This is a genomic window from Enterobacter sp. KB-221C9 (assembly GCF_041320715.1).
In the GTDB taxonomy this organism is placed as follows: domain Bacteria; phylum Pseudomonadota; class Gammaproteobacteria; order Enterobacterales; family Enterobacteriaceae; genus Enterobacter; species Enterobacter asburiae_D.
This window is the reverse complement of record NZ_JBGIWG010000001.1, coordinates 378,370-402,821: the sequence shown is the minus strand read 5'-3', so window position 1 is coordinate 402,821 and position 24,452 is coordinate 378,370. Positions and strand designations below refer to the sequence as shown.

The 24,452-nt window shown below is 54.0% G+C and carries 29 protein-coding genes and 1 other annotated feature (1 of these 30 running past the window's edge); of the genes, 11 read left to right on the top strand and 18 right to left on the bottom strand.

The features are described 5' to 3' along the window. Positions 1 to 100, bottom strand: a sequence feature (Phe leader region); it reaches 25 nt to the left of the window's first position. From pheM to thrS, 5 genes are all read right to left on the bottom strand, one after another. Continuing rightward, on the bottom strand, positions 51 to 95 hold the full coding sequence (gene pheM / locus AB8846_RS01975) for a pheST operon leader peptide PheM (protein WP_001386830.1): 45 nt from the start codon (positions 93 to 95) through the stop codon (positions 51 to 53). It overlaps the preceding feature by 45 nt. A 117-nt stretch (positions 101 to 217) precedes the next feature. Then, a complete protein-coding gene (gene rplT / locus AB8846_RS01970; protein ID WP_000124850.1) occupies positions 218 to 574 on the bottom strand; it encodes a 50S ribosomal protein L20 in 357 nt (118 codons plus the stop codon). 51 nt (positions 575 to 625) lie between these two features. After that, the gene (gene rpmI, locus AB8846_RS01965) at positions 626 to 823 is read right to left on the bottom strand and encodes a 50S ribosomal protein L35 (protein WP_003030583.1); all 198 of its coding nucleotides are present in this window, start codon (positions 821 to 823) and stop codon (positions 626 to 628) included. Positions 824 to 920: 97 nt separating this feature from the next. After that, positions 921 to 1,463: a translation initiation factor IF-3 gene (gene infC, locus AB8846_RS01960; protein WP_014069901.1), complete on the bottom strand. Its 543-nt coding sequence runs from the start codon at positions 1,461 to 1,463 to the stop codon at positions 921 to 923. Between the two features lie 3 nt (positions 1,464 to 1,466). Beyond that, on the bottom strand, positions 1,467 to 3,395 hold the full coding sequence (thrS, locus tag AB8846_RS01955; protein ID WP_008500657.1) for a threonine--tRNA ligase: 1,929 nt from the start codon (positions 3,393 to 3,395) through the stop codon (positions 1,467 to 1,469). Between the two features lie 322 nt (positions 3,396 to 3,717). On the opposite strand from thrS, the gene yncL reads away from it, so the two are divergent. Together yncL and yniD are read left to right on the top strand one after the other, a co-directional pair. Beyond that, complete coding sequence (gene yncL / locus AB8846_RS01950; protein WP_071886547.1) at positions 3,718 to 3,810, top strand: stress response membrane protein YncL; 93 nt, start codon at positions 3,718 to 3,720, stop codon at positions 3,808 to 3,810. A 98-nt stretch (positions 3,811 to 3,908) separates the two neighbouring features. Continuing rightward, positions 3,909 to 4,016, top strand: a complete 108-nt coding sequence (yniD, locus tag AB8846_RS01945; protein WP_008500658.1) for a small membrane protein YniD — start codon at positions 3,909 to 3,911, stop codon at positions 4,014 to 4,016. Between the two features lie 80 nt (positions 4,017 to 4,096). On the opposite strand, the gene AB8846_RS01940 is transcribed toward yniD, so the two are convergent. Further along, the gene (locus tag AB8846_RS01940) at positions 4,097 to 4,855 is read right to left on the bottom strand and encodes a YdiY family protein (RefSeq protein WP_029740435.1); all 759 of its coding nucleotides are present in this window, start codon (positions 4,853 to 4,855) and stop codon (positions 4,097 to 4,099) included. Positions 4,856 to 5,150: 295 nt separating this feature from the next. Between AB8846_RS01940 and pfkB the strand changes: the two genes are divergently transcribed. From pfkB to AB8846_RS01925, 3 genes are all read left to right on the top strand, one after another. Then, on the top strand, positions 5,151 to 6,083 hold the full coding sequence (gene pfkB, locus AB8846_RS01935; protein ID WP_063142900.1) for a 6-phosphofructokinase II: 933 nt from the start codon (positions 5,151 to 5,153) through the stop codon (positions 6,081 to 6,083). A gap of 106 nt (positions 6,084 to 6,189) precedes the next feature. Beyond that, on the top strand, positions 6,190 to 6,480 hold the full coding sequence (gene ghoS, locus AB8846_RS01930) for a type V toxin-antitoxin system endoribonuclease antitoxin GhoS (protein WP_370731880.1): 291 nt from the start codon (positions 6,190 to 6,192) through the stop codon (positions 6,478 to 6,480). A 105-nt stretch (positions 6,481 to 6,585) separates the two neighbouring features. After that, a complete protein-coding gene (locus AB8846_RS01925; RefSeq protein ID WP_370731879.1) occupies positions 6,586 to 7,446 on the top strand; it encodes a fructosamine kinase family protein in 861 nt (286 codons plus the stop codon). A gap of 36 nt (positions 7,447 to 7,482) precedes the next feature. Here the strand turns inward: AB8846_RS01925 and AB8846_RS01920 are convergent, their stop codons facing one another. Further along, complete coding sequence (locus AB8846_RS01920; protein ID WP_023311291.1) at positions 7,483 to 8,019, bottom strand: YniB family protein; 537 nt, start codon at positions 8,017 to 8,019, stop codon at positions 7,483 to 7,485. A gap of 148 nt (positions 8,020 to 8,167) precedes the next feature. On the opposite strand from AB8846_RS01920, the gene hxpB reads away from it, so the two are divergent. The 3 genes from hxpB (at position 8,168) to AB8846_RS01905 (ending at position 11,050) form a co-directional block, all read left to right on the top strand. Then, a complete protein-coding gene (hxpB, locus tag AB8846_RS01915; protein WP_159513931.1) occupies positions 8,168 to 8,839 on the top strand; it encodes a hexitol phosphatase HxpB in 672 nt (223 codons plus the stop codon). A gap of 101 nt (positions 8,840 to 8,940) precedes the next feature. After that, complete coding sequence (locus tag AB8846_RS01910) at positions 8,941 to 9,531, top strand: metal-dependent hydrolase (RefSeq protein WP_023335366.1); 591 nt, start codon at positions 8,941 to 8,943, stop codon at positions 9,529 to 9,531. 127 nt (positions 9,532 to 9,658) lie between these two features. Beyond that, complete coding sequence (locus tag AB8846_RS01905) at positions 9,659 to 11,050, top strand: L-cystine transporter (RefSeq protein WP_029740442.1); 1,392 nt, start codon at positions 9,659 to 9,661, stop codon at positions 11,048 to 11,050. Positions 11,051 to 11,098: 48 nt separating this feature from the next. Here AB8846_RS01905 and cedA read toward each other — a convergent pair whose 3' ends face one another. Beyond that, on the bottom strand, positions 11,099 to 11,455 hold the full coding sequence (cedA, locus tag AB8846_RS01900; protein WP_370731906.1) for a cell division activator CedA: 357 nt from the start codon (positions 11,453 to 11,455) through the stop codon (positions 11,099 to 11,101). An 86-nt stretch (positions 11,456 to 11,541) separates the two neighbouring features. On the opposite strand from cedA, the gene katE reads away from it, so the two are divergent. Continuing rightward, the gene (gene katE / locus AB8846_RS01895) at positions 11,542 to 13,791 is read left to right on the top strand and encodes a catalase HPII (RefSeq protein WP_370731878.1); all 2,250 of its coding nucleotides are present in this window, start codon (positions 11,542 to 11,544) and stop codon (positions 13,789 to 13,791) included. Positions 13,792 to 13,880: 89 nt separating this feature from the next. Here katE and chbG read toward each other — a convergent pair whose 3' ends face one another. From chbG to osmE, 7 genes are all read right to left on the bottom strand, one after another. Then, the gene (chbG, locus tag AB8846_RS01890) at positions 13,881 to 14,630 is read right to left on the bottom strand and encodes a chitin disaccharide deacetylase (RefSeq protein ID WP_370731877.1); all 750 of its coding nucleotides are present in this window, start codon (positions 14,628 to 14,630) and stop codon (positions 13,881 to 13,883) included. 11 nt (positions 14,631 to 14,641) lie between these two features. After that, positions 14,642 to 15,997: a 6-phospho-beta-glucosidase gene (locus tag AB8846_RS01885; RefSeq protein ID WP_059346539.1), complete on the bottom strand. Its 1,356-nt coding sequence runs from the start codon at positions 15,995 to 15,997 to the stop codon at positions 14,642 to 14,644. 109 nt (positions 15,998 to 16,106) lie between these two features. Continuing rightward, entirely contained in the window at positions 16,107 to 16,949 is an 843-nt protein-coding gene (gene chbR, locus AB8846_RS01880; protein WP_072034209.1) for a transcriptional regulator ChbR, read from the bottom strand. A gap of 5 nt (positions 16,950 to 16,954) precedes the next feature. After that, the gene (chbA, locus tag AB8846_RS01875) at positions 16,955 to 17,302 is read right to left on the bottom strand and encodes a PTS N,N'-diacetylchitobiose transporter subunit IIA (RefSeq protein WP_063142895.1); all 348 of its coding nucleotides are present in this window, start codon (positions 17,300 to 17,302) and stop codon (positions 16,955 to 16,957) included. A 47-nt stretch (positions 17,303 to 17,349) separates the two neighbouring features. Next, positions 17,350 to 18,708 carry a PTS N,N'-diacetylchitobiose transporter subunit IIC gene (chbC, locus tag AB8846_RS01870; protein ID WP_063142894.1) on the bottom strand — a complete coding sequence of 453 codons (1,359 nt, stop codon included), beginning with the start codon at positions 18,706 to 18,708 and terminating at the stop codon, positions 17,350 to 17,352. Between the two features lie 79 nt (positions 18,709 to 18,787). Continuing rightward, a complete protein-coding gene (gene chbB, locus AB8846_RS01865) occupies positions 18,788 to 19,105 on the bottom strand; it encodes a PTS N,N'-diacetylchitobiose transporter subunit IIB (RefSeq protein WP_008500676.1) in 318 nt (105 codons plus the stop codon). 281 nt (positions 19,106 to 19,386) lie between these two features. Then, the gene (osmE, locus tag AB8846_RS01860; RefSeq protein WP_010430142.1) at positions 19,387 to 19,731 is read right to left on the bottom strand and encodes an osmotically-inducible lipoprotein OsmE; all 345 of its coding nucleotides are present in this window, start codon (positions 19,729 to 19,731) and stop codon (positions 19,387 to 19,389) included. A 232-nt stretch (positions 19,732 to 19,963) separates the two neighbouring features. On the opposite strand from osmE, the gene nadE reads away from it, so the two are divergent. Beyond that, positions 19,964 to 20,791, top strand: a complete 828-nt coding sequence (gene nadE / locus AB8846_RS01855; RefSeq protein ID WP_370731876.1) for an ammonia-dependent NAD(+) synthetase — start codon at positions 19,964 to 19,966, stop codon at positions 20,789 to 20,791. 145 nt (positions 20,792 to 20,936) lie between these two features. Beyond that, the gene (gene cho, locus AB8846_RS01850; RefSeq protein WP_370731875.1) at positions 20,937 to 21,815 is read left to right on the top strand and encodes an excinuclease Cho; all 879 of its coding nucleotides are present in this window, start codon (positions 20,937 to 20,939) and stop codon (positions 21,813 to 21,815) included. On the opposite strand, the gene ves is transcribed toward cho, so the two are convergent. The 3 genes from ves to astE form a co-directional block, all read right to left on the bottom strand. Beyond that, entirely contained in the window at positions 21,793 to 22,350 is a 558-nt protein-coding gene (ves, locus tag AB8846_RS01845) for an environmental stress-induced protein Ves (RefSeq protein ID WP_370731874.1), read from the bottom strand. The two genes, cho and ves, sit on opposite strands and share 23 nt — an antisense overlap. A gap of 297 nt (positions 22,351 to 22,647) precedes the next feature. Then, positions 22,648 to 23,142, bottom strand: coding sequence for an ATP-independent periplasmic protein-refolding chaperone Spy (spy, locus tag AB8846_RS01840; RefSeq protein WP_370731873.1), 495 nt, complete (start codon positions 23,140 to 23,142; stop codon positions 22,648 to 22,650). A gap of 338 nt (positions 23,143 to 23,480) precedes the next feature. Further along, entirely contained in the window at positions 23,481 to 24,446 is a 966-nt protein-coding gene (gene astE / locus AB8846_RS01835; protein WP_370731872.1) for a succinylglutamate desuccinylase, read from the bottom strand. Positions 24,447 to 24,452 lie beyond the last annotated feature (6 nt).

Below are 24,452 nucleotides of genomic sequence, written 5' to 3'. Positions count from 1 at the left end.
TTATCTGGCGCTGTTTTTCGTTTCATCTTTCACGCGCTAGCCTCCTGAAATCAGGTGCTAAAGTAAAAGAAGAAGCGGAAAATAGCAGCATTCATGCTTGCGTTACCTTGTCTGGTAAAAACCGTTAAGACCTTATTGAAAAGCCTGGACGGGTAAAAGTCAATGTTCTGATGATGTTAAAACAAAAGAGGGAGCAAAGCTCCCTCTCTCAACTGGCTTATGCCAGTGCTGCTTTCGCTTTTTCGACCAGAGCGGTGAACGCTACTTTGTCGAATACTGCGATGTCAGCCAGGATCTTACGGTCGATTTCAACAGAGGCTTTTTTCAGGCCGTTGATGAATTTGCTGTAAGAAATACCGTTCTGACGTGCTGCTGCGTTGATACGCGCAATCCACAGTTGACGGAACTGACGCTTACGCTGACGACGGTCACGGTAAGCGTACTGACCTGCTTTGATAACAGCCTGGAAGGCAACGCGGTAAACGCGTGAACGCGCACCGTAATAGCCTTTAGCTTGTTTCAAAATTTTCTTGTGACGTGCACGTGCAATTACACCACGTTTTACGCGAGCCATATGTGCTCTCCTGTATCTATATTCTTAGTAAAAAAATTAAACGTTAACGGCTTATGCGTACGGCAGGCACGCGATAACCAGACCCAGATCGCCTTTAGAAACGAGGCCTTTTGGACGCAGGTGACGTTTACGCTTAGTAGATTTTTTGGTCAGAATATGACGCAGGTTTGCGTGCTTACGCTTAAATCCACCACCACCGGTTTTTTTGAAGCGCTTAGCAGCACCGCGTACGGTCTTAATTTTTGGCATCTTAATAACTTCCACTTCGCATTGTTAAATAAACGAAACATAGGCGAACAAAACCTATGAAACCCGAAGGCTCCACAGATTTTGCTGCTTGAAGGCCTTACTGTTTCTTCTTAGGAGCGAGCACCATGATCATCTGACGGCCTTCGATCTTCGTAGGGAAGGATTCGACTACTGCCAGTTCACTCAGATCGTCACGGACGCGGTTAAGCACTTCCATACCGATCTGTTGGTGGGCCATCTCACGACCGCGGAAACGCAGTGTGATCTTGGCCTTATCGCCATCTTCCAGAAAGCGAATCAGGCTGCGGAGTTTTACCTGATAATCGCCATCGTCGGTACCAGGACGGAATTTGATTTCCTTAACCTGGATAACTTTTTGCTTCTTCTTCTGTTCCTTAGAAGACTTACTCTTTTCATAAAGGAACTTGCCGTAGTCCATGATACGACAAACTGGCGGTTCGGCGTTAGGGCTGATTTCAACTAAATCTACTCCAGCTTCTTCAGCTTTTTCGATCGCTTCTCTCAGACTCACAATCCCCAGTGGTTCACCTTCAAGATCTGTTAAGCGAACTTCCTGGGCGCGAATCTCGCCATTGATACGATTCGGACGTGCCGTTTGAACTCGTTTTCCGCCTTTAATACCTTATTCCTCCAGTTGTTGAAGACTGCGGCTGCGAATCTCTTGTTGCAGCTTCTCAATCACTTCACTTACGTCCAGGCTCCCCAGGTCTTTACCACGGCGGGTGCGAACGGCAACTTTGCCTGCTTCCACCTCTTTATCACCACAGACCAACATATACGGGACACGACGTAAAGTGTGCTCGCGGATTTTAAAGCCAATCTTCTCATTTCTCAAGTCTGCTTTTACGCGAATGCCCGCATTTTGCAGTTTCTGCGTCAATTCTTTAACGTAATCCGCCTGAGAATCGGTAATGTTCATCACCACGACCTGCACTGGCGCAAGCCAGGTTGGGAAGAAGCCAGCAAACTCTTCGGTCAGGATGCCGATGAAGCGCTCCAGAGAACCGAGAATTGCACGGTGAATCATTACCGGTACCTGACGCTCGTTGTCTTCGCCAACATAAGAGGCGCTTAAACGCTGCGGCAGGGAGAAGTCCAGCTGTACAGTACCGCACTGCCATGCGCGATCGAGGCAGTCATACAGGGTAAATTCAATTTTCGGACCGTAGAATGCGCCCTCGCCCAGCTGGTATTCGAACGGAATGCCGTTCTCTTCCAGCGCCACGGCGAGATCCGCTTCTGCGCGATCCCAGGTCTCATCGCTACCGATACGTTTTTCCGGACGCGTTGAGAGTTTGACGACGATCTTCTCGAAGCCAAAGGTGCTGTACATATCGTAGACCATACGAATACAGGCGTTAACTTCATCACGGACCTGATCTTCAGTACAGAAGATATGCGCATCATCCTGAGTAAAGCCACGAACGCGCATCAGACCGTGCAGCGCACCTGATGGCTCGTTACGGTGGCAGCTACCGAACTCCGCCATACGCAGCGGCAGGTCGCGGTAGGATTTCAGACCCTGGTTGAAGATCTGAACGTGGCCCGGGCAGTTCATTGGCTTGATGCAGTATTCACGGTTCTCAGACGAGGTGGTGAACATCGCATCTTTGTAGTTGTCCCAGTGGCCGGTTTTTTCCCACAGCACACGGTCCATCATGAACGGGCCTTTCACTTCCTGATACTGGTACTCTTTCAGCTTGGAGCGTACGAAAGTTTCCAGTTCACGGAAGATGGTCCAGCCGTCGTTATGCCAGAACACCATACCCGGCGCTTCTTCCTGCATGTGGTACAGGTCAAGCTGCTTACCGATTTTACGGTGGTCACGCTTCGCCGCCTCTTCCAGGCGCAGCAGGTACGCGTTCAGGGCTTTTTTATCGGCCCACGCGGTACCATAAATACGCTGCAACATCTTGTTGTTGCTGTCGCCACGCCAGTAGGCGCCCGCGATCTTCATCAGCTTAAAGTGATGACAGAAGCGCATGTTCGGCACGTGCGGTCCACGGCACATGTCGACGTATTCTTCGTGATGGTACAAGCCAGGCTTGTCATCATGCGAAATGTTTTCGTCAAGAATAGAGACCTTGTAGCTCTCGCCGCGCTTCACGAAGGTTTCACGCGCTTCGTGCCAGCTGACTTTCTTCTTGATGACGTCATAGTTCGTTTCGGCGAGCTCGTGCATGCGTTTTTCGAGCGCGTCGATATCTTCCTGAGTCAGGGTGTGGTCGAGGTCAACGTCGTAGTAGAAACCGTTGTCGATAACCGGACCGATCGCCATTTTGGTGTTTGGCCACAGCTGTTTGATGGCATGACCTAACAGGTGCGCGCAGGAGTGACGAATGATCTCCAGACCTTCTTCGTCTTTCGCGGTGATGATTGCAAGCGTCGCATCGTTTTCGATCAGATCGGAGGCATCCACCAGCTCACCGTTAACACGGCCAGCGATAGTCGCTTTCGCGAGACCAGGACCAATGTCCAGGGCAACATCCATTGGGCTAACAGCACGGTCGAAATGGCGTTGACTGCCATCAGGAAGAGTAATTACAGGCATTTTATATCCTTATTTGCAGTGATGCCCCACACATAAGAGCATATACAAAGAAAATAATCGTGATTTGACAATAGATTACGACACCATCTGACCAACAATCGTCAAATTGGTTCGTCATCATTCACCTGCCGAATTCAGATTAATGCGGATTTACGGCAAGCGACGTAATGTTAACACTAACGCAAAGGAGATTGCACCCTCTGCGGCCAGATTGATGGGATGGCACTTTCGCACGAATTTGCAGGTTGCATCTCCCCGGCGCTCGCATTTCTGAGATGCAGGGCTACTCTTGAACAGGTCTTTAAACCCAAAGGTGCATACCATGAACGTATCCAGCAGAACGGTTGTGATATTGAATGTCCTTTCCGCCACAGGTTTATTGTTGATTCTCGCCGAACGATTCCACTGGTTCTGAGCCGAACCCTGCGCTGGCATAACCTAATCGATCCCGAGAAGGGGCATATTTCGGCCCTGTTTGGTAGACTGTGGGTATCAACGAACAAGGATTAGGTTATGCCAACAAAACGATTTGCCGTAAAACACTGGAAAATGGTGCTGGTGCTGATTGCCATCTGCGGCGCAATGCTGCTACTCCGTTGGGCGGCAATGATTTGGGGCTAGGGGCGAAAACAGGTCATCAGAAGGGACGTCAAAAAGCCACAGACAATAAACGGGCCGACATCATCGTCGGCCCGCTTTCATTACATTCTATAACCCAGTGATACCGTGGTTCTGCGGTCGGTATGATCCGGCGCAGATTCTGGCGGTGAAGAGTTCCAGGTCACGTTGTAGGCCACTTTCAGACCAAAGTGTTCGTTGATAGCCACGTTCAGCGCCGTCTCAGAGTTCAGCGTCGTGTCGTCGGCACCAAATACAGAAACACCCTGGGTAAATTTGGTGTTGTCAGTCATCTGCCAGGCATAGGTACCGGAAGCGTAACCGAGCGGTTGGGTTTTGGTATCGCCGTTGGTGTACTCGTCATAACGCACACCCGGACCGAATTCAAAACGGAGGCTGTGTACCGGACCGTTCAGGAACTGGCGACCATAACCGGCGGTGAACACATCGCGCTGGCGATAACCGTTGTAACGGTCGGTTAACCAGCTTGCCTGTCCAAACAGGTAGTCATAGTCGGTCATGTTGTAACGGCTACGTCCGCCTACCGCATATTTCTCGGAAGAACGTTCGTCATTAGCGGAAGTGTTGCTGGCATTACCCCACAGAGACCAGGCGGTGGTGTTGCCGTACCAGGTGAGCGTACTGTCCGCCGTCAGAGAAGAGCTTTTCGTGTTACCGGATTGTGCCAGGTACCCGGCGTTCAGGTTACCTTCAAACGGTTTTTTCGCGGTGGAAGGATCGTCCATGACAGTAAAAACGGTATCATCAGCGGTCGCGTTCATAGCCGCAAACACGCCACCCGCCAGCATCAGTGCAGCGGGCACTGTCTTTAAAAGCTTCATTTTATTAAGGAGTCCGTACAACAAAAAAAGAGACCACACGGTCCCGGAATCTTTCTTGAGGATCAATGACAAGGCGTCCAGAGAAAGGTAACAAATTATAAAAAGCCGCAAATAACATAGCAATGTTTTCTTATTTCATTTTTTGAATAAGAACGATCTCAAAAAGCGTTTTATTTTATATATCCCCCGCCTCACTTTTTGTCAGTATTCATATTTAAAATCATACTGTTATTTACATTGCCTTCCTGACAAATGATGCCAGGCTAATAAGAACCCATGCTAAAAGGAGGTAATGATGGTTTCTATCTATACTCTGACGCTCTCCCCTTCCCTGGATTCCGCCACCCTGACGCCGCAGATTTACCCGGAAGGTAAATTGCGCTGTAGCGCCCCGGTCTTTGAGCCCGGCGGCGGCGGGATCAACGTGGCGCGCGCCATTACGCACCTTGGCGGCAAAGCCACGGCCATTTTCCCCATCGGCGGTGCCACCGGCGAACACCTGGTCTCTCTGCTGGCAGATGAACAGGTGGCCGTAGAGACCGTCGAGGCCAAAGACTGGACGCGGCAAAACCTGCATGTCCACGTGGGGTCCAGCGGCGAGCAGTACCGTTTTGTCATGCCGGGCGCGAAACTCAGCGATGACGAGTTTCGTCAGCTTGAAGAGAAAGTGCTGACGATAGAAAGCGGCGCGCTGCTGGTGATAAGCGGCAGCCTGCCGCCCGGCGTAAGCACGGAAAAATTAACGGCGCTGATTCAGGCGGTACAGCAGCGGGGTATTCGCTGCATTGTCGACAGCAGCGGCGAGGCCCTGCAGGCGGCCCTGGTGCCGGGCAATCTGGAGCTGGTCAAACCCAACCAGAAAGAGTTAAGCGCGCTGGTCAACCGCGAACTGACGCAGCCTGATGATGTTCGCACCGCCGCGCAGGAGCTGGTACGCAGCGGCAAAGCGCGACGCGTAGTCGTCTCCCTTGGCCCTCAGGGGGCGCTGGCAGTCGATGAATCATCGTCCGTTCAGGTTGTCCCACCGCCGATGAAGAGCCAGAGCACGGTTGGCGCGGGCGATAGCATGGTGGGCGCGATGACGCTAAAACTGGCGCAGGGCGCGTCGCTGCTTGAAATGACGCGCTACGGCGTGGCGGCGGGTAGCGCCGCAACCATCAACCAGGGCACGCGTCTCTGTTCACTTGCCGATACGCAAAAAATCGTCGATTACCTGTCCCGAAATTAACGCCTTTTCCCCTTCGTCTTTACGGAGGGGAATGTCCTCTCTGAGTCGCCAAACGCAAACTATCGACTATGCTAAGAAAACTTCCATGATAACAATGAGGTGAATTATGAGCAGTGGTGACATCACACGTTACGTCGTGACCATCAACCTTCATGAAGCATCGCTGACCGAGCTGAATGAGCTCAACAATGCTTTCACCCGGGCTAATTTTCTCCTCACCCTGACGGATGACGAGGGCAATATTCATGATTTAGGCACCCTGGCATTTGGTCTGATCGCCGCCCTGAGCCAGGAAGAGGTTCATGCGCTGGCCGCCAGTCTGGTGGAGAGCGTGACCGACAAGCCTGCCGAAATCGAAGTGGATACCTGGGAAAGCTGGCGGAAAAAAGAACAATAAGTGCGCTGTATGAATTTAAACCGCTCAGGTGTGCGTTAGTTCGTATTTTTTTACCGCCGTTATGCGCTAACTTTATGATCTGGCAGACAACATGGGAGAGACAACATGTGGCAGGCTATCAGTCATCTTTTACGTGAGCAGCTGGGTGAAGGTGAAATTGAACTGCGTAACGAACTGCCAGGCGGTGAAATCCACGCCGCGTGGCATTTACGCTACGCAAGGCGCGATCTTTTCGTTAAGTGCGATGAGCGAGAGCTGCTTCCGATATTTACCGCCGAAGCCGACCAGCTGGAGCTGTTGTCGCGCAGTAAAACGGTGACGGTCCCGCAGGTTCTGGCCGTGGGGAGCGACCGCGACTACAGCTTCCTGGTGATGGAGTATCTCCCCGCCCGGCCGCTGGATGCCCATAATGCGTTCATCCTCGGCCAACAGCTAGCGCGCCTGCATCAATGGAGCGACCAGCCGCAGTTTGGTCTCGATTTTGACAACGATCTCTCTACCACGCCACAGCCCAATGCCTGGCAGCGTCGCTGGTCGACATTTTTTGCCGAGCAGCGCATTGGCTGGCAGCTTGAGCTGGCCGCCGAGAAAGGGCTGGAATTTGGCAATATTGATGCCATCGTCGAGCACGTTCAACAGCGTCTGGCATCCCACCAGCCTCAGGCGTCGCTGCTTCACGGGGATTTGTGGTCAGATAACTGCGCGCTGGGTCCCAACGGCCCCTACATCTTTGACCCGGCCTGCTACTGGGGTGACAGAGAGTGCGACCTTGCCATGCTGCCGCTTCATCCGGAGCAGCCGCCGCAAATATACGACGGATACCAGTCTGTTTCCCCCCTGCCGCCCGGTTTCCTCGACCGCCAGCCGGTGTATCAGCTTTATACGCTGATGAACCGAGCCATTCTTTTTGGCGGAGAACACCTTGTTAACGCGCAGCGGGCGCTTGAGCGTATGCTTGCCGCCTGAGTAGAGAACGGGTGGCCTTGCCGCCACCCTTATCGCTTACAGAAAACCGAGCAGTGAGAAGAAGAAGTATCCCGCCACAATGATGATGACGGGAAGAATATAGAGCGGGAAAATTTGCAGGAAAATGGTGTGACGCGGCACAACAATGCGGGATTCAATCTGCTCCCGACTCATTCCTTCCGGGCCTTTGGCCTGCTCCAGAATCAACTGATCCTCAACGCCTTCGCGTAAAAAGCGCGTCTGGCGACTCATTCTCGCGCCAGAGGCCTGCAGTGCCAGCGCGACAAAGATCAGGGCGTATATCACCCAAAAGCCGATGTTCAGCTGTTGATGAAAATCCGGGGTGGGTGAGTTAAACCAGAAAACATTCAAAAATGGCGTATTAAAACGCATCATCTCAATCATGACATGAGCGAAATCAAGCATTACCGCATTGATACCCGGCTGTTTTTCGCTGTGATCGTACATAAATTTGAGTACAGAAATCAGCGTAGAAATGACGGCAGGAATAAAAATCACCCAGCCAGCAATGCGTTTTAAGACCGCAATGCGTCCAGCTTGTTGATACGTCATCAGTTCCTCTTCATAAAGACGCGTTATTTGTGCCTAAGTCTACCTGCTGGTCATCAATTTCGCCCGCTCTTTAAAAGCAATATGCTAAATTGCAGATAGTGCTTAGCACGTATCGTCTGTCGAACACCCTGGAAAAGGAGACGTTGTGATGTCGACACCGCGCCAAATTCTTGCCGCAATTTTTGATATGGATGGATTACTGATCGATTCCGAACCGCTGTGGGATCGCGCCGAACTGGATGTGATGGCCAGCCTGGGCGTGGATATCAGCCGTCGTAATGAACTACCCGATACGCTGGGCCTGCGCATTGATATGGTGGTTGACCTGTGGTTTGCCCAACAGCCGTGGGTGGGTCCCGATCGCGATGAGGTGACCGCGCGCATTATCAGCCGCGCCATTTCGCTGGTAGAAGAGAACAGGCCGCTGCTGCCCGGCGTACGCGAGGCCGTTGCACTGTGTAAAGCCCAGGGGCTGAAGGTTGGCCTGGCCTCGGCTTCACCGCTGCATATGCTGGAAAAAGTGCTCACGATGTTTGAACTGCGCGACAGTTTCGACGCGCTGGCGTCCGCTGAAAAATTGCCTTACAGCAAGCCGCACCCGCAGGTCTACCTGGACTGCGCCGCGAAGCTGGGCCTGGATCCCCTCAACTGCGTTGCGCTGGAAGATTCCGTTAACGGTATGGTGGCGTCGAAGGCGGCGCGGATGCGCTCCATTGTGGTGCCCGCTGAAGAAGGCCGTCACGATCCACGGTTTGCCCTTGCCGATGTGAAGCTTAATTCACTGGCAGAACTTACGGCGCATCACCTGCAGGGCGGTTAACGCCCTTCTCCGGTTTGTGACAAACAGTTACACCGTCACCTCTTCCGCCTACTGTATAAAAACCCTATACTGTATGAATTGACAGTTTTGTGGGTTTTATCATGACGGCGGAAGGCCACCTGCTTTTTTCTATTGCGTGCGCAGTATTTGCCAAAAACGCTGAACTCACCCCCGTGCTGGCACAGGGGGACTGGTGGCATATTGTCCCTTCCGCCGTATTGACCTGTCTGCTGCCCGATATTGACCATCCGAAATCCTTCCTCGGGCAGCGCCTGAAGTGGGTGTCGAAACCCATCGCCCGCGCGTTCGGCCACCGGGGGTTTACGCACAGCCTGCTGGCCGTGTTTGGCCTGCTGACGCTTTTCTATTTAAAGGTGCCCGAAAGCTGGATAGTCCCCGCCGATGCCATTCAGGGAATGGTGCTGGGCTATTTAAGCCATATTCTCGCCGATATGCTGACGCCTGCGGGCGTGCCGCTGCTGTGGCCCTGCCGCTGGCGTTTCCGTTTTCCCATCCTCGCACCGCAGAAAGGTAACCAGCTTGAGCGTGCACTGTGCATGGCGCTGTTTGCTTACGCCGTCTGGATGCCGCAAACATTGCCCGAAAACAGTGCAGTTCGCTGGTCATCCCAGATGATTAATTCGCTGCAATTTCAGTTTAATCGCTTTATTCATCACCAAATTGAACAGTAAACCGACAAAATTATCCCATTTGTCATAAACCATTCCATTTGGATATAAGCGCTACATCACACTTCTGCTAACCTTCCGCCAACAGGATCGGTAAAAACCGACCCAATAATAAATCAGGAGAACGGGGATGAATTTTCCACTCATCGCGAACGTCGTTGTGTTCGTTGTATTGCTATTGCTTCTCGCGCAGGCGCGCCACAAACAGTGGAGCCTGGCGAAAAAAGTGCTGGTTGGTCTGGCCATGGGTGTCGTATTTGGTCTGGCATTACAGGCAATTTATGGCTCCGATAATCCAGTTCTGAAAGACTCTATTCAGTGGTTCAACATCGTCGGTAACGGCTATGTCCAGCTGCTGCAGATGATCGTGATGCCGCTGGTGTTCGCCTCTATTCTGAGCGCCGTTGCGCGCCTGCATAACGCAACCCAGCTGGGCAAAATCAGCTTCCTGACCATTGGTACGCTGCTGTTCACCACGCTGATTGCCGCGCTGGTGGGTGTGCTGGTTACCAACCTGTTTGGCCTGACCGCAGAAGGTCTGGTTCAGGGTACCGCTGAAACGGCGCGTCTTACCGCGATTCAAACCAACTATGTTGGTAAAGTGGCTGACCTGACCGTGCCGCAGATGGTGCTCTCCTTCATTCCGAAGAATCCGTTTGCTGACCTGACCGGTGCGAGCCCAACCTCGATCATCAGCGTAGTTATTTTCGCCGCGTTCCTGGGCGTAGCGGCGCTGAAGCTGCTGAAAGACGACGCGCCAAAAGGCGAACGCGTGCTGACCGCGATTGACACCCTGCAAAGCTGGGTGATGAAGCTGGTTCGTCTGGTCATGCAACTGACGCCTTACGGCGTGCTGGCGCTGATGACCAAAGTGGTTGCCGGCTCTAACCTGCAGGACATCATTAAGCTGGGCAGCTTCGTTGTCGCCTCTTATCTGGGCCTGGGCATTATGTTCGTGGTGCACGGCATCCTGCTGGGCGTGAACGGTGTCAGCCCGCTGAAATACTTCCGCAAAGTGTGGCCTGTGCTGACCTTCGCCTTCACCAGCCGTTCCAGCGCAGCCTCTATTCCGCTGAACGTGGAAGCACAGACCCGTCGCCTGGGCGTGCCGGAGTCTATCGCCAGCTTCTCTGCTTCCTTTGGTGCGACCATTGGTCAGAACGGCTGTGCGGGCCTGTACCCGGCGATGTTGGCCGTGATGGTCGCCCCGACGGTGGGCATCAACCCGCTGGATCCGGTTTGGATTGCCACGCTGGTCGGGATTGTTACCATCAGCTCCGCAGGCGTTGCGGGCGTTGGCGGCGGTGCAACCTTCGCCGCGCTGATTGTGCTGCCTGCTCTGGGTCTGCCCGTGACGCTGGTCGCGCTGCTGATCTCCGTTGAGCCGCTGATCGACATGGGTCGTACCGCGCTGAACGTGAGCGGCTCCATGACCGCCGGTACGCTGACCAGCCAGTGGCTGAAGCAGACCGACAAAGCGATTCTGGAAAGTGAAGACGACGCCGAGCTGGCGCACCGCTAATCACTTTAGAAATAAAAAAACCGCCTGATGGCGGTTTTTTTATGGCTGTTATTCTTCAACCTCTTCATCCTGGCGGATCTGCATCGCCCACCGTTGCGCTGACTCCGGCACCGTAAACGTGGGAGAGCGACGGAAGTGTTCGCCGATCAGCACAAAGGCCACGTATTTCCCCCGCAGCTGCCAGACATCGCGAAAACCCTCCACTTTCAGGGCATGGTCAGGCGGCGCGGGCTCAACGCGGGGCACATAGCTAATAACCTGGCGGTTTTGTTGACGAAGAGGTTTCATAAGCGACTGGTTCACTAAAGCAAATTCTTGAAGCAGGAAAATTCTATGATAGCCGATCCTGTTGCCTTCCGTCGCGCTCCGAGTGGGTGGGATGGCTCCTTTCGCTAATGACGGCATGTGAAAACTCTTAGTTCGCGAGCCATCTCGCGACATTGTTCTATCCTTAATAGGGTTTTTAGCAATGGATAAAGGAGAAGCGTGCAATGTCGAACAAAGATAAAACACATCAATCACCGATTCATGGCACTGAGGAATCTCAACCGGGTATGGACTCTCTCGCCCCTGCTGACGGATCTCACCGCCCCTCCCCTGGCCCTTCCGCGCCAGGCGAACAGCCTACCGCACCGGGAAGCGTGAAATCACCAGACACGGGAAACGAGAAGCTCAAATCGCTTGAGCCACACCGTAAAGGCGGCGAAGGTTTTGCGCTCACCACCAATCAGGGCGTGCGCATTGCTGACGATCAGAACTCCCTTCGCGCAGGCGCGCGCGGGCCAACCCTGCTGGAAGACTTTATCCTGCGGGAAAAAATCACCCATTTCGACCATGAGCGAATTCCGGAACGCATCGTTCACGCGCGCGGTTCCGCTGCGCACGGCTACTTCCAGCCATACAAGAGCCTGAAAGCGATCACCAAAGCGGATTTCCTCTCTGACCCGGACAAAATCACTCCGGTATTTGTGCGCTTCTCCACGGTACAGGGCGGCGCCGGTTCGGCAGATACGGTTCGGGATATCCGCGGCTTTGCCACCAAGTTTTATACCGAAGAGGGTATTTTCGATCTGGTGGGCAATAACACCCCGGTGTTTTTCATTCAGGATGCGCATAAATTTCCTGACTTTGTCCATGCGGTAAAACCGGAGCCCCACTGGGCCATACCGCAGGGACAAAGTGCGCACGACACCTTCTGGGACTATGTCTCCCTGCAGCCTGAAACCTTACACAACGTGATGTGGGCGATGTCAGACCGCGGCATTCCGCGCAGCTATCGCACCATGGAGGGGTTTGGCATCCACACCTTCCGTCTGATCAACGCCGAGGGTAAAGCCACGTTTGTCCGTTTCCACTGGAAGCCGGTGGCGGGTAAAGCCTCGCTGGTTTGGGACGAGGCGCAGAAGCTGACCGGACGCGACCCGGACTTCCATCGCCGCGAGCTGTGGGAATCCATTGAAGCGGGCGACTTCCCGGAATACGAACTGGGCCTGCAGCTCATACCGGAAGAGGACGAATTTAAGTTTGATTTCGATCTTCTTGACCCGACGAAGCTGATCCCGGAAGAGCTGGTGCCGGTTCAACTGGTGGGTAAAATGGTGCTCAACCGCAACCCGGATAACTTCTTTGCCGAAAACGAACAGGTTGCGTTCCACCCTGGGCATATCGTACCGGGGCTGGATTTCACCAACGATCCGCTTTTGCAGGGTCGTTTGTTCTCGTATACCGATACGCAGATCAGCCGTCTTGGCGGGCCGAACTTCCACGAAATTCCGATTAACCGCCCAACCTGCCCGTACCACAATTTCCAGCGCGACGGGATGCACCGTCAGGATATTGATACCAACCCGGCTAACTATGAGCCGAACTCCATCAACGATAACTGGCCGCGTGAAACGCCGCCGGCGCCGAAACGCGGTGGATTCGAATCGTACCAGGAGCGTATCGACGGCAACAAAATTCGCGAGCGCAGCCCGTCGTTCGGCGAGTATTACGCCCACCCTCGCCTGTTCTGGAACAGCCAGACGCCGATTGAGCAGCAGCACATTATCGGCGGCTTCAGCTTTGAGCTGAGTAAAGTGGTGCGAACCTACATTCGCGAGCGGGTGGTCGATCAGCTGGCGCGCATTGATATTCAGCTCGCCCAGAGCGTTGCGGATAACCTGGGTATTACGCTGACCGATGAGCAGCGCAACCTTGCGCCGCCGAAAGAGGTTAACGGCGTGAAGAAAGATCCGTCCCTGAGCCTGTATGCCGTGCCGGGTGGATCGATTAAAGGCCGCGTGGTCGCCATCCTGCTGAACGACAACACCCGCGCCAGCGACGTGCTGGGGATCATGCAGGCGCTGAAAACCCAGGGCGTACATGCGAAACTGCTTTATTCCCGCATGGGGGAAGTGACCGCCGATGACGGCTCCGTGCTGCCGGTGGCCGCAACCTTTGCCGGGGCGCCATCGCTGACCGTCGATGCGGTGATTGTGCCGTGCGGGGATATTGACAGCCTGCTGAACAACGGTGACGCCGTGTATTATCTGCTGGAAGCCTATAAGCACCTGAAACCGATCGCGCTTTCCGGCGACGCGCGGCAGTTTAAGGCGCAGCTGAAGGTGGCCGATCAGGGTGAGGACGGTATTGTCGAGGGAGACAACGTTGACGATGCCTTTATGACGAAGCTGTTTGATTTGCTCGCCGCGCACCGCGTCTGGTCACGCAGCAGTAAGATTGACCAGATACCGGCGTAAAAAAAGCCGGGTGGCGCTTGCGCTTACCCGGCCTACATTTCGATTGGTTTTGTAGGCCCGGTAAGGCGAAGCCGCCATCGGGCTTTATCTCAAAGATCCCCAAACGTCCCCAACCGATACCCACGCTCGGCAATCGCATACTTCAGCGACGACGATGTGAGCACGTCCAGCTCCGCCAGGCGCGGCCAGCAGTAGGCGCTTTTCCGCACGGTGTTATCGACAAAAGCCGGATGCGCCATCACCTCTACGGACTTTTCACCGCGAGCGGCGGAATCATCCAGCACCTTCAGGAACAGCGCTTCGTCGATCTCGTCACCGTAAAATGCGCTGCTGAAGCCCTCTGTGGTTGTCACGGCGCAGTCCGGCACGCCGCGCGCCTCCCTATCCACGCGCATCGCCACGCCTTTGCGCTGTGCAAACTCCGCGACAATCGGGAAAATCGCCGGGATCATGTGCACGTGGTGATGGCTGTCGATATGCGTCGGCGCCTTACCAAACACATCAACAAAGCGGTTGAACTGACGCTCCAGCTCGCGGGCAATCTCTTCGAGCGGCAGCGCGCCCTGCTCCGCCAGTTCCCAAATCCATTTTCCCAGCTGGCCGTCGCGCGTCAGGCCCGGCATTGGCGAAAGCGGCATCCCGAGCGTCAGCACAAAATGCATGCCGACACCCAGCTCCGGCACCTCGCGGCTCAGCTGCGCCGCGTGTTCAACCGCCTCACCATTCACCAGCGCCGTGGTAGAGGTCACCACACCCCGGCGACAGGCTTCAATAATGCCGTAGTTCTGGCCTTTCGACAGGCCAAAATCATCAGCATTAACGATCAGCAGGTTTTCCATTGTGCGTCCTCTTAGTGGTGTTTGAACTTCAGCTTCTCGATCGTGGCGGCAAAGTTCGGCAACCATTTTTCATGCGCCAGGATCATCTCGCTGGCCAGCTGCTCCGCATCGCGGTCGGAATGCACCAGCGGGCTGAGGTTCAGCGCCAGAAGCACGTCATTGAGCTCGCCGCTCAGCGCCGCATTGCTTGCCGCCACTTCAAAGCCTTTGATGGTGTGGATCAGACCCATGACCTTATCATCGAAGTGGGTGATGCGTGGATGCGGTTTAGCGCCATCGCGTCCCAGGATACAGGTCATCTCAACCGCCCAGTCCGCCGGGATATTGTCGATATGGCCGTGGTGCGGCACGTTGACGTAGTGTTCCGCCTGCTTGTCGTTGTAGATGGCGTTAATCACTTCACACGCCGCATCGGAGTAGTAGGCCCCGCCGCGCTGCTCCAGCTCTTTCGGTTTAACGTTCAGGTTCGGATCTTTATACAAATCGAACAGCTGCTTCTCGACTTTCTGAACGATCTGCGCGCGCGCGCCGCCCTTATAGTACTCGCCCATTTCGATGGCCAGCATCTCTTTCTGCTTGAAGTAGTAAAGCAGGTACGAGCACGGCAGCAGGTTCAGCGAGCGGATCAGCCCTTCGCTGAACGGCAGGTCAAAGATGTTTTTCACCGATGCCGCGGTCAGGCGACCGGAAGCCACGCCGTCGAGCAGTTCGGCAAAGCGCGATTTTCCGTTCACGATAACGTCTTTAATGAACACCATGTGGTTCAGGCCGAACAGGTCGATAGAGAGATCGTCACCGTCGGTCAGCGCCAGCACGTCGCGGATAAACATCTTCATGCCAATCGGAATATTGCAGACGCCGATAAAGCGTTTGAAACCGGTATGACGATAGACCGCCTCGGTCACCATCCCGGCCGGGTTGGTGAAGTTAATCACCCACGCGTTCGGGCAAATCTCCTGCACGTCTTTGACGATGTCGAAAATGACCGGGATGGTACGCAGGCCTTTAAACAGGCCGCCCGCGCCGTTGGTCTCCTGACCGAGATAGCCGTGGCTCAGCGGAATACGCTCGTCCAGCTCGCGCGCTTTCAGCTGACCCACGCGCAGCTGGGTGGTCACGAAATCTGCATCTTTCAGCGCCAGACGACGGTCCAGGGTTTTATGCACGGTCAGAGGCACGCCCGCTTTCTCCACCATGCGCTTGCACAGGTCGAAAATAATATTCAGCTTTTCCTGACCTTCCTCAACGTCCACCAGCCATAATTCGCTGACCGGTAATTCATGATAACGTTTCAGGAAACCTTCAAGTAATTCCGGGGTATAGCTGCTGCCGCCACCAATGGTTACGACTTTTAATTTCTTCTGCATAATATCTCCCTTAGCGTATCAGGTTAATCGCCTGCAAGGTATAGCGTACTCTTCCCGCTATTTGGGCAAGCCATTAAAGCAATATTTGTGGCGGGTAATCCGCCGAAAGTTAATTAATTACCGTTAAATTTTTCCGGTAACTGTTCGGTGTGAATGAAGTTAATTTCTTAAAGGTCTTAATAAACAGGCTGGGACTGCTGTATCCTGACTCGTACGCAATATCGGTAACAGAGTAGTTGGTAATTTCCAGCTGTTTCTTGGCAAAATTAATGCGGATTTCATTAATAATTTGCACGGGTGTTTTACGATAATAGCGCTGCGTCGCACGGGTCAGATATTCCTGGGATTTCCCCGACAGGGAGACCATATTTTCCAGCGCATTTTCGCTGAACTGGCCTTTATCGTGCATCAGCTCAACGGTGCCGCGCAGCCATTGCGGAATATCATCCGTCACCTGCTGCTCTTCACGATGGTGGCGCAGCCGGTTCATCACGTAGAAGGTCACCGTTTCAATAAACTCATCAAATTCATTGTCGCGGAAGTTCAGCGAGGCGATAACCGTTTCAATCCAGGTCATAAACTCGTTTTTGACCCGATAGACCTGGGAGGCCACAAAGCAGAACGGCACCAGCGGCAGATAGTGCTTCTCAAAGAAGCGTCTGCTGACGCCCACGTTCAGAATACGGGTGGCACCAAATTCGTAAAAGCTCTGGTGATAAGACCCCATCGGCAGGAAGACAAAATCCCCTCGCTCAAGCAGGACGCGCTTACCGTTGATCTCCTGGTAGTAGCGGCCGGTCAGAACAATCGTGAATTCGTAGTAGTCATGCTGGTGCAGACCACTGGCGCTCTCCGTTTTGTTGTAGATAACCACGTGAAAATTTTTGCCGTTAAACAGCTGCTGTTCAAGTGCGGTTTTAATTTCCATCGTGCTGACCTCCTGCTGCGAAATCCGACTCAGTGCATTTTCTCGTGAAGCTCAATGAGCTCCGCCACCAGCTCACGCGCCAGCATCGAGGTCATCAGGTGATCCTGCGCGTGGACCAGCACCAGGCTGACCTTCATCTTCCCTTCGCCCTGGTCGCTTTCAATCAGCTTTGTCTGCACCAGGTGCGCTTCGTTCAGGGCCGTGCGGGACTGTTCCATCATGGTTTTCGCGGCGGCGAAATCCCCCTGCTTGGCCTGCTTCAGCGCGGCATAGGCCAGGCTGCGGGCCTGTCCGGAGTTGATGATAAGCCCCATCACCACTTCTTCGAGATCGTTCTCGACGGCTTCGTCTGCGACAATACTATCCAAATCTAACATTTTTAAGCTCCTTGTGGCTGGCGCGGGCTTCCCCGCGCCGGTCAATCTTAGAATTTCAGTGAGAGGGCAATATCCTCTTCGCTCTCTTCTTCATCAATAATGGTGGCGGCTTTGTTGGCAATCGCCACGAACGGCATGTACAGCAGGGTAGCAATCCCGAGGTTGAATATCGCCAGCAGGAAGGCCGCGACGCTGCCGTTGGTGTTGAAGAAGGCCCCCAGACCCGCCGGCATGGTCCACGGTGCAATGTTGGTGACCGGTGGAATGATGCCCAGGTAATACGCCGTCAGGGTGATAGCGGCCAGCAGCGGCTGAATCAGGATGAACGGAATGAACATTACCGGGTTCATGATGATTGGCAGACCGAACAGAATCGGTTCGTTAATCTGGAAGATGCCTGATGGCAGCGCCAGCTTCGCGACCTGACGGTAGTCGGCACGACGAGAGACAATAAAGACCGCGATGATCAGACCCAAGGTCGCCCCGGTACCGCCCAGGAAGATATAGGAGTCAAGCATCGGCTTCGCCCACACATGGAAGGTTTTACCCGCTGCCAGCGCCGCGTCAACGGAGCCGTACTGCTGGTAAAGCGCAACGTTTTCCAGTGCCCAGGGGGTCATAATCCCGCTGTCCAGCGCGGCCAGTGCCAGTGAACCATGCACGCCGAAGAACCACAGCAGAGAGGTGAAAATCACATACGCCCAACCGACCACGCCACCCATCGACGCCAGCGGCGTAGAGATAGAGTCCATGATGATCTGGTGGAAGTTTGTGCCCCAGTGGGAGAGCGCCCAGGCGATAATCCCCATGATGGAGAGAATAATGAAGCCTGGAATCAACGCGGAAAATGAACGGGATACGGAAGCCGGTACGCTATCCGGCAGGCGGATAACCCAGTTGCGACGGATAATAAAGGTGAACATTTCTGCCACCACCAGGCCGATAACAATACCGGAGATGATGTTGGCCCCACCCAGCCAGTTGGCGCCAACGGCATAGGCTTCACCCACGCTGTATGGCGTCACGGTCATAAAAGCGGCAACGGATAATAACCCGGCGGCCAGCGGATCCACTTTACGCTCTTCTGCCAGTGCCATCCCAATAAAGAAAGGCGCCATCAGCGACATAATCCCCAACGTACCGTTATAGACGTTGCCGCCGATGGCTTTAAAACCATTAAGGGTTTCAATTGTGGAAGCGTCTAACCGAATTCCTAATGAATAAAAGAAGGAACCTTCACCAAAGCTCAGAAAAACGTTGTTAATTAAAACGAACATGGCCCCGGCCAGCGTCAACGGCATTAATTTAATAAAGCCGTTTTTGATGGCGTTAACGTGAGGCTGCTTTCCTATTTTAACAGCAAAAGGAAGGAGTACCTTTTCAAGTGAAGCGATGACTTTACTCATAGGAAAATACCCTTAAATGCCGTAACGCATGTTACGGCGTATTGTGTGTGAAATAACTCTTTGACGGGAAAAATAAAAATTAATTAGCAGCTTTTTTAATTGCTGCCACAGCAGCTTTAAGAACACCTAAACCATCAATCTTGCCGTACAGCCCCGAGTCGATCACTTCGACCGGTTTATTCGGTAACAGTCGTTGAATTTCGGGCAACATATAGGCAATTTGCGGCCCCAGTAAAACGACATCGGCTGTCTGGCCTTTTTCGCCCGCCAGCGTCTCTGGAAACGCTTCAATCACCACAGGGACTTCATACTTTTCAGCCTGCGCACGCATCTTTGACACCAGAAGCGACGTAGACATGCCCGCTGAGCAGAACAGGTAGATATGTTTCTTTTCCATCGTGATTTCCCTCTTGTATGACTACCTGCCATCGCGCTATCACTCGACTCGCTGTCCCGGCAGACAGGTAGCTTGCGTACTGTTGTTTATCGTTGGAGTGAGTATACGCAATGGTACAGACAGGGGATAATTCTGGATAGGCTCAAATTGTCTCTCATTGACCTGGCTTATTGACTCCCTTCACATTTCAGGCAAATAATTCGCGCAAAGAAATAAGATTTTCTGATGCATAAAAAAACCGGCCCATGGGCCGGTTTGTTAACATCCTCAGGCAAGCAGGGTTACTGCGCCTTAGGTGCCTGCGGATCGGTATCATATTCAGCGCAGGTCTGATAGCCGGAGTTGATCACATGACCGGTATCATCCAGGGCAACAAAGTAGGTTTCTGCCTTACCATCACGTTGACCCAGGATATAGGTCTGACAGGTCCCCTTCGCATGAATCATGGTTACTTCAGAAGAAGGTTTACCGGCAATCGCAGCCACCTGCGAACGGGTCATCCCTTTTTTAACGTCTTTTACTACGGGCTGCGTAAACTGATCCTTGGTGCGATCGTAAGCCGTACACCCTGCCAGCATAGTCAGTACCGCCGCTGCGCTAAGAATTCCTGCTACGTTCTTGTTCATATTCCGTCCTCTTGTTTATCAGCGTGTTATCTAAGCATGGGATAAAAAGTACTATTGTTCAACTTTGTGAATTGCGCCAGACGAATTTCGGAAAATTCTAATAAAACAACGATAACCTGCTAAAACGGCGCAAATTAGCGCACTCGAAACTGTGATCCTTGTCGTTTCTCGCCCAAAGGGTTAGTTTTAACAGCTAACACATTCTGTTTATGTACTGCATATGGAGGGCGTGATGGCTCTGCAACAAGAGATTATTCAGGCACTGGGCGCGAAGCCTACGGTAGATGCACATGAAGAGATCCGCCGCAGCGTGGATTTTTTAAAATCGTACTTAAAAAAGAACGCTTTCCTGAAGTCCCTGGTGCTGGGCATCAGCGGCGGCCAGGACTCTACCCTGACCGGTAAACTCTGCCAGATGGCGATTTCAGAGCTTCGCGAAGAGACGGGCGATGAGACGCTGCAGTTTATCGCGGTGCGTCTTCCTTATGGCGTACAGGCGGACGAGCAGGATTGCCAGGATGCCATTGCCTTCATTCAGCCTGACCGCGTGCTGACCGTTAATATTAAGGGCTCGGTGCTGGCAAGCGAGCAGGCGCTTCGCGAAGCGGGCATTGAGCTGAGCGATTTTGTTCGCGGCAACGAGAAAGCTCGCGAGCGCATGAAAGCGCAGTACAGCATCGCCGGGATGACCAAAGGCGTCGTCGTCGGCACCGACCATGCGGCAGAAGCGATTACCGGTTTCTTCACCAAATACGGCGACGGCGGCACCGACATTAATCCTATCTTCCGTCTCAACAAGCGTCAGGGTAAGCAGCTGCTGGCCGCGCTGGGCTGTCCTGAGCATCTTTATAAGAAAGCGCCGACGGCGGACCTTGAAGACGATCGCCCTTCTCTGCCGGATGAAGCGGCCCTTGGCGTCACCTATGACAACATTGATGATTATCTGGAAGGCAAAAAGCTGGATGACGGTACCGCGAAAATCATCGAAGGCTGGTATCTGAAAACCGAGCACAAGCGCCACACGCCAATTACGGTGTTTGACGATTTTTGGAAGAAATAGCCAACATTTTTGCCCAGCGGCGCTTCGCTTGCAGGGCCTACGGTTTCGCGCTGTTGTAGGCCGGGTAAGCGCAGCGCCACCCGGCTCTTTTTTAACCAAACCGTCTCTGCTACACTGTATACCTGAACAGTATATGGAGCAGTATGTGAGCAGGCGTCAATCCGCCCCGCGTCTTGAGTTTGAAGCGGCGGCTATCTACGAATATCCCGAGCACCTTCGCCCCTGGCTTGAGGCGCTGCCTAAACAGCCGGGCGTATACATCTTTCACGGTGAAAGCGACACCCTGCCGCTTTATATCGGCAAGAGCGTTAACATTCGCAGTCGGGTGTTATCCCATCTGCGCACGCCGGACGAGGCCGCCATGCTGCGCCAGTCGCGACGCATTACCTGGTTCCAGACGGCGGGAGAAATGGGCGCGCTGCTGCTGGAGGCGCGGTTGATAAAAGAACAACAGCCGCTGTTCAATAAGCGCCTGCGCCGCAACCGTCAGCTCTGCTCCCTGCAGATCGACGATGGCAAGCCGCAGGTCGTCTACGCGCGCGACGTCGATTTTTCTCATGCCCCGAATCTCTATGGGCTGTTCGCCAATAAACGTGCCGCACTCCAGGCGCTGCAAACGCTGGCGGACGAGCTACAGCTTTGCTACAGCCTTTTGGGTCTGGAGGCGACCACACGCGGACGCGCCTGTTTTCGATCCGCGCTGAAGCGCTGCGCCGGTGCATGCTGCGGGAAAGAGAGCGTTGAGGCGCATCACGCCCGGCTCCTCACCGGGCTGGCGACCATCAGCGTGAACTGCTGGCCGTGGGAAAGCGCCGTTGCGCTAAAAGAAGTGGGCGAGACAATGACCCAGTATCACATCGTCAACAACTGGCTCTGGCTGGGCGCCGTCGACGACATCAACGACGCGGCAACCCTGCTGCGCACGCCCGCCGGATTTGACCACGATGGCTATAAAATTCTCTGTAAACCGGTCCTGGCCGGAAAGTTTGAGATCATTGTGCTCAATGACCCGGCAGCCACGTGATTTCGCTGAACAATAAGGTGCCCTGAGCCTCCAGCAGACGCAGCGTATGGGACCCCTCTTCCCAGCTGGCACCCTGATCGGCCGTCAGCAATTTATCGCCCAGCTGCCACGCCCCGCTTAATACAAACACCACGCCCCCGCGCGAGCCAAAGGTGGTAAAGGTGCGGTCAGCAACGCGCACCTTCGCCCGGCAGCAGTCGCGCCGGGTCATGATGTTAAAGTCCATCGCCATCCGCCCATCGGATAGCAGCGCTTTCACCGGCAAATCGCCGGCAAAACTGTAGGGCTGATGATGCTTCAGGGTATGGAAGAACGCCTGACCCGCATCCAGCGTCACCTCTCCCCCTTCCAGCAAGGTAATCACCCGATCGACACCGGGAAACGAGGAGAATTCGCCGTTGCTGGCGATAGTCGCGATACTGGCGCGCCAGTGAAAATCGCGCGTCGCGGGAGGGAAGCAGCAAATCTCACGCGTTTCGCCTGCACCATTGCGCCAGAGGCTGACCGGCATCTTACGGATATCAAAGAACTCCATCACCACTCCTGAATGGCACAACCCGTGCCAGGGCAAGGATATCGCTATCGTTGCTGTCTTGTTTGTTATCGTTGGGTATTCACAGAAACAGTATCGGCAGCAGAACGGACAGGCCTTAGCGGAACGTTAATAAAAATTCTAACGCCATGACTCTACAAACATTCTCTGAAGCGACTACAGGAGGATACCGCGCTGGCGGCGGCAGGCAAGAGGGCAGGAAAGAAAAACCGCCGGTCCTGTCCACAGCGATTGCGCTTTTGTGGACAGGATCCCGGCGGTCTTAAGAGTGTGAACCGATTATTCGGTTGGTGCTGGCATTTTACCTTCCATCGCCGGACGTTCTGTCAGACGCTTCTCAAAATTCGCATTAAATTGTTTTTTCTGTTCCGGGGTCAGAATGTTGTAGATCTTGTTCTGGGTTTCCATGTGAGCCAGCATGCGGGCTTTGTGCTGCTCGGCCATTTTGTCGATCTGCGCTTCGGCTTTCGCCTTATCGAAGCTGTCGCTGGCGATGATGTCATGCATCGCACGGCGCTCTTCAAGCGGAGGACGTTTCATCTGGTCGCGGTCGTTTTTTTTGATGTCGCGGATCTGCTGCTTCTGAGCATCCGTCAGGTTGAGATCCTTAAACATCATCATCTCGTTGTGCATACCCGGACCTTTATGATGCATCATCATTTTGCCTTCAGCAGGCGCGGCAGTCGTAGTGGTCGCAGTATCTGCGGCGAACGCCATGCTGGTAGCGCCCAGAGCCAGGGTAGAAGCAACAAACAGTGCAGTAAACTTACGCATAATTTATTTCCTTTCTTTCAGTTATTCTTCGGCGCTATGCCGTGTTGACGAGATTAACTTTACGGGGTTTATCGTCAATTAGTCAGAGCAACGGTAAAACAATGAAAGTGTAAAAAACAAATTTTCGCCAAATGTGGAGGAAATAAGGATAAAGCGTGGAGAGTTGCAACAAAAAATATTCAATACGATGATTTTAAAGCGATTTAGAAGAAGTATAGCGAAGCGAAGATCAATAATAAAGCAATTCACCAGGAATATTCCGCAAAACAAGCGCAAGCGCTTTAATCGTTAAGAAAAGTTTTTTACTTCCCCCTCCCGGATGATGAGAGGGGAAAGGTTCAGGATATTTTTTCCAGCATCAGCCCGGCCCGCAGGCCAAACGCGACGGTGGGGTTAGGGAATAAAACATACTCGGTGGTTTTCTGCACCTCGTAACGTTCCTCGCCATCTTCCGCCAGCAGCGCCCCTTTGCGGAACGGTGTGAAGTTCAGGGTGTGCGCGGCCATGTGGAGCTGAAAGGCATCGCTGCGGCGCGTGATCTGCTGTACAACCCGATACCGCTCAACGGGCTGATGCGCGTGCTCGGGCGCCTTTCCTCCCAGCAGCGCCCGAAGGGCGAGATGCGTAGGCGCAAAGCGGGTCAGATCGTTCTGGCCGAACGGCAGCGCTTTTCCCAGCTCCAGCGTGCAGGCCAGCGCAGCGAAATGTTCACAGGTGAAATGGGTAAACGTTCCGCCCGGCGACTGGTGAAACACCAGCGCCTCCAGCCCGGCGTCACCCAGCCAGCTCAGGAACGCTTCATCCCACGGCTGATTGCGCTGCGGCAGAACGCCGAAGCGAACGTGGTAAGACGCGCGGATTGCCGTATGCAGATCCAGATGCCAGCGCGCCGGTCCCGCGGCGGCAAAAAACGCGGTCACGACGTTCTCCAGCCACTCTGCCCGCGCCGTTTCATCGCTCTGCGGAAACTGCGACCAGCGGCCGCCGAACATGCGGTTAATGTCGCTCACCAGATACCGTTTGTTTTGCGCCAGCGCAGGTGGATTGCCGAGCACCACCAGCACGCGGCACGTCAGGGCGATCTCATCGCGGTACAGCGCACGCAGCAGCAGATCAACAATCTCAACGGGTGCGGTTTCATTCCCGTGGATACCCGTTGAAAGCAGCAGCGAGAGATCGCTTTTTACGGTCGGCGTCAGCTCAAGCACCCCGCGCCCCAGCCACCGCCAGCGAAATGAGGGGCCGTCCCCCTCTTTCTGTTCCGGCATCTCATCGGCCAGGGTCAGCGCCAGTAAATTTTCCATATCCAC

What these genes read in the sequence shown, in the direction of transcription:
- hxpB (WP_159513931.1), top strand. Translation starts at nt 8,168, where the DNA reads ATGTCGACACCGCGCCAAATTCTTGCCGCAATTTTTGATATGGATGGA.
- AB8846_RS01920 (WP_023311291.1), bottom strand. Translation starts at nt 8,019, where the DNA reads ATGACGTATCAACAAGCTGGACGCATTGCGGTCTTAAAACGCATTGCT.
- chbB (WP_008500676.1), bottom strand. Translation starts at nt 19,105, where the DNA reads ATGGAAAAGAAACATATCTACCTGTTCTGCTCAGCGGGCATGTCTACG.
- ghoS (WP_370731880.1), top strand. Translation starts at nt 6,190, where the DNA reads ATGAGCAGTGGTGACATCACACGTTACGTCGTGACCATCAACCTTCAT.
- yncL (WP_071886547.1), top strand. Translation starts at nt 3,718, where the DNA reads ATGAACGTATCCAGCAGAACGGTTGTGATATTGAATGTCCTTTCCGCC.
- rplT (WP_000124850.1), bottom strand. Translation starts at nt 574, where the DNA reads ATGGCTCGCGTAAAACGTGGTGTAATTGCACGTGCACGTCACAAGAAA.
- ves (WP_370731874.1), bottom strand. Translation starts at nt 22,350, where the DNA reads ATGGAGTTCTTTGATATCCGTAAGATGCCGGTCAGCCTCTGGCGCAAT.
- AB8846_RS01910 (WP_023335366.1), top strand. Translation starts at nt 8,941, where the DNA reads ATGACGGCGGAAGGCCACCTGCTTTTTTCTATTGCGTGCGCAGTATTT.
- astE (WP_370731872.1), bottom strand. Translation starts at nt 24,446, where the DNA reads ATGGAAAATTTACTGGCGCTGACCCTGGCCGATGAGATGCCGGAACAG.
- osmE (WP_010430142.1), bottom strand. Translation starts at nt 19,731, where the DNA reads ATGAACAAGAACGTAGCAGGAATTCTTAGCGCAGCGGCGGTACTGACT.
- chbA (WP_063142895.1), bottom strand. Translation starts at nt 17,302, where the DNA reads ATGTTAGATTTGGATAGTATTGTCGCAGACGAAGCCGTCGAGAACGAT.
- yniD (WP_008500658.1), top strand. Translation starts at nt 3,909, where the DNA reads ATGCCAACAAAACGATTTGCCGTAAAACACTGGAAAATGGTGCTGGTG.
- pfkB (WP_063142900.1), top strand. Translation starts at nt 5,151, where the DNA reads ATGGTTTCTATCTATACTCTGACGCTCTCCCCTTCCCTGGATTCCGCC.
- rpmI (WP_003030583.1), bottom strand. Translation starts at nt 823, where the DNA reads ATGCCAAAAATTAAGACCGTACGCGGTGCTGCTAAGCGCTTCAAAAAA.
- chbG (WP_370731877.1), bottom strand. Translation starts at nt 14,630, where the DNA reads ATGGAAAACCTGCTGATCGTTAATGCTGATGATTTTGGCCTGTCGAAA.
- AB8846_RS01940 (WP_029740435.1), bottom strand. Translation starts at nt 4,855, where the DNA reads ATGAAGCTTTTAAAGACAGTGCCCGCTGCACTGATGCTGGCGGGTGGC.
- thrS (WP_008500657.1), bottom strand. Translation starts at nt 3,395, where the DNA reads ATGCCTGTAATTACTCTTCCTGATGGCAGTCAACGCCATTTCGACCGT.
- katE (WP_370731878.1), top strand. Translation starts at nt 11,542, where the DNA reads ATGTCGAACAAAGATAAAACACATCAATCACCGATTCATGGCACTGAG.
- spy (WP_370731873.1), bottom strand. Translation starts at nt 23,142, where the DNA reads ATGCGTAAGTTTACTGCACTGTTTGTTGCTTCTACCCTGGCTCTGGGC.
- AB8846_RS01925 (WP_370731879.1), top strand. Translation starts at nt 6,586, where the DNA reads ATGTGGCAGGCTATCAGTCATCTTTTACGTGAGCAGCTGGGTGAAGGT.
- nadE (WP_370731876.1), top strand. Translation starts at nt 19,964, where the DNA reads ATGGCTCTGCAACAAGAGATTATTCAGGCACTGGGCGCGAAGCCTACG.
- chbC (WP_063142894.1), bottom strand. Translation starts at nt 18,708, where the DNA reads ATGAGTAAAGTCATCGCTTCACTTGAAAAGGTACTCCTTCCTTTTGCT.
- AB8846_RS01905 (WP_029740442.1), top strand. Translation starts at nt 9,659, where the DNA reads ATGAATTTTCCACTCATCGCGAACGTCGTTGTGTTCGTTGTATTGCTA.
- AB8846_RS01885 (WP_059346539.1), bottom strand. Translation starts at nt 15,997, where the DNA reads ATGCAGAAGAAATTAAAAGTCGTAACCATTGGTGGCGGCAGCAGCTAT.
- cedA (WP_370731906.1), bottom strand. Translation starts at nt 11,455, where the DNA reads ATGCCGTCATTAGCGAAAGGAGCCATCCCACCCACTCGGAGCGCGACG.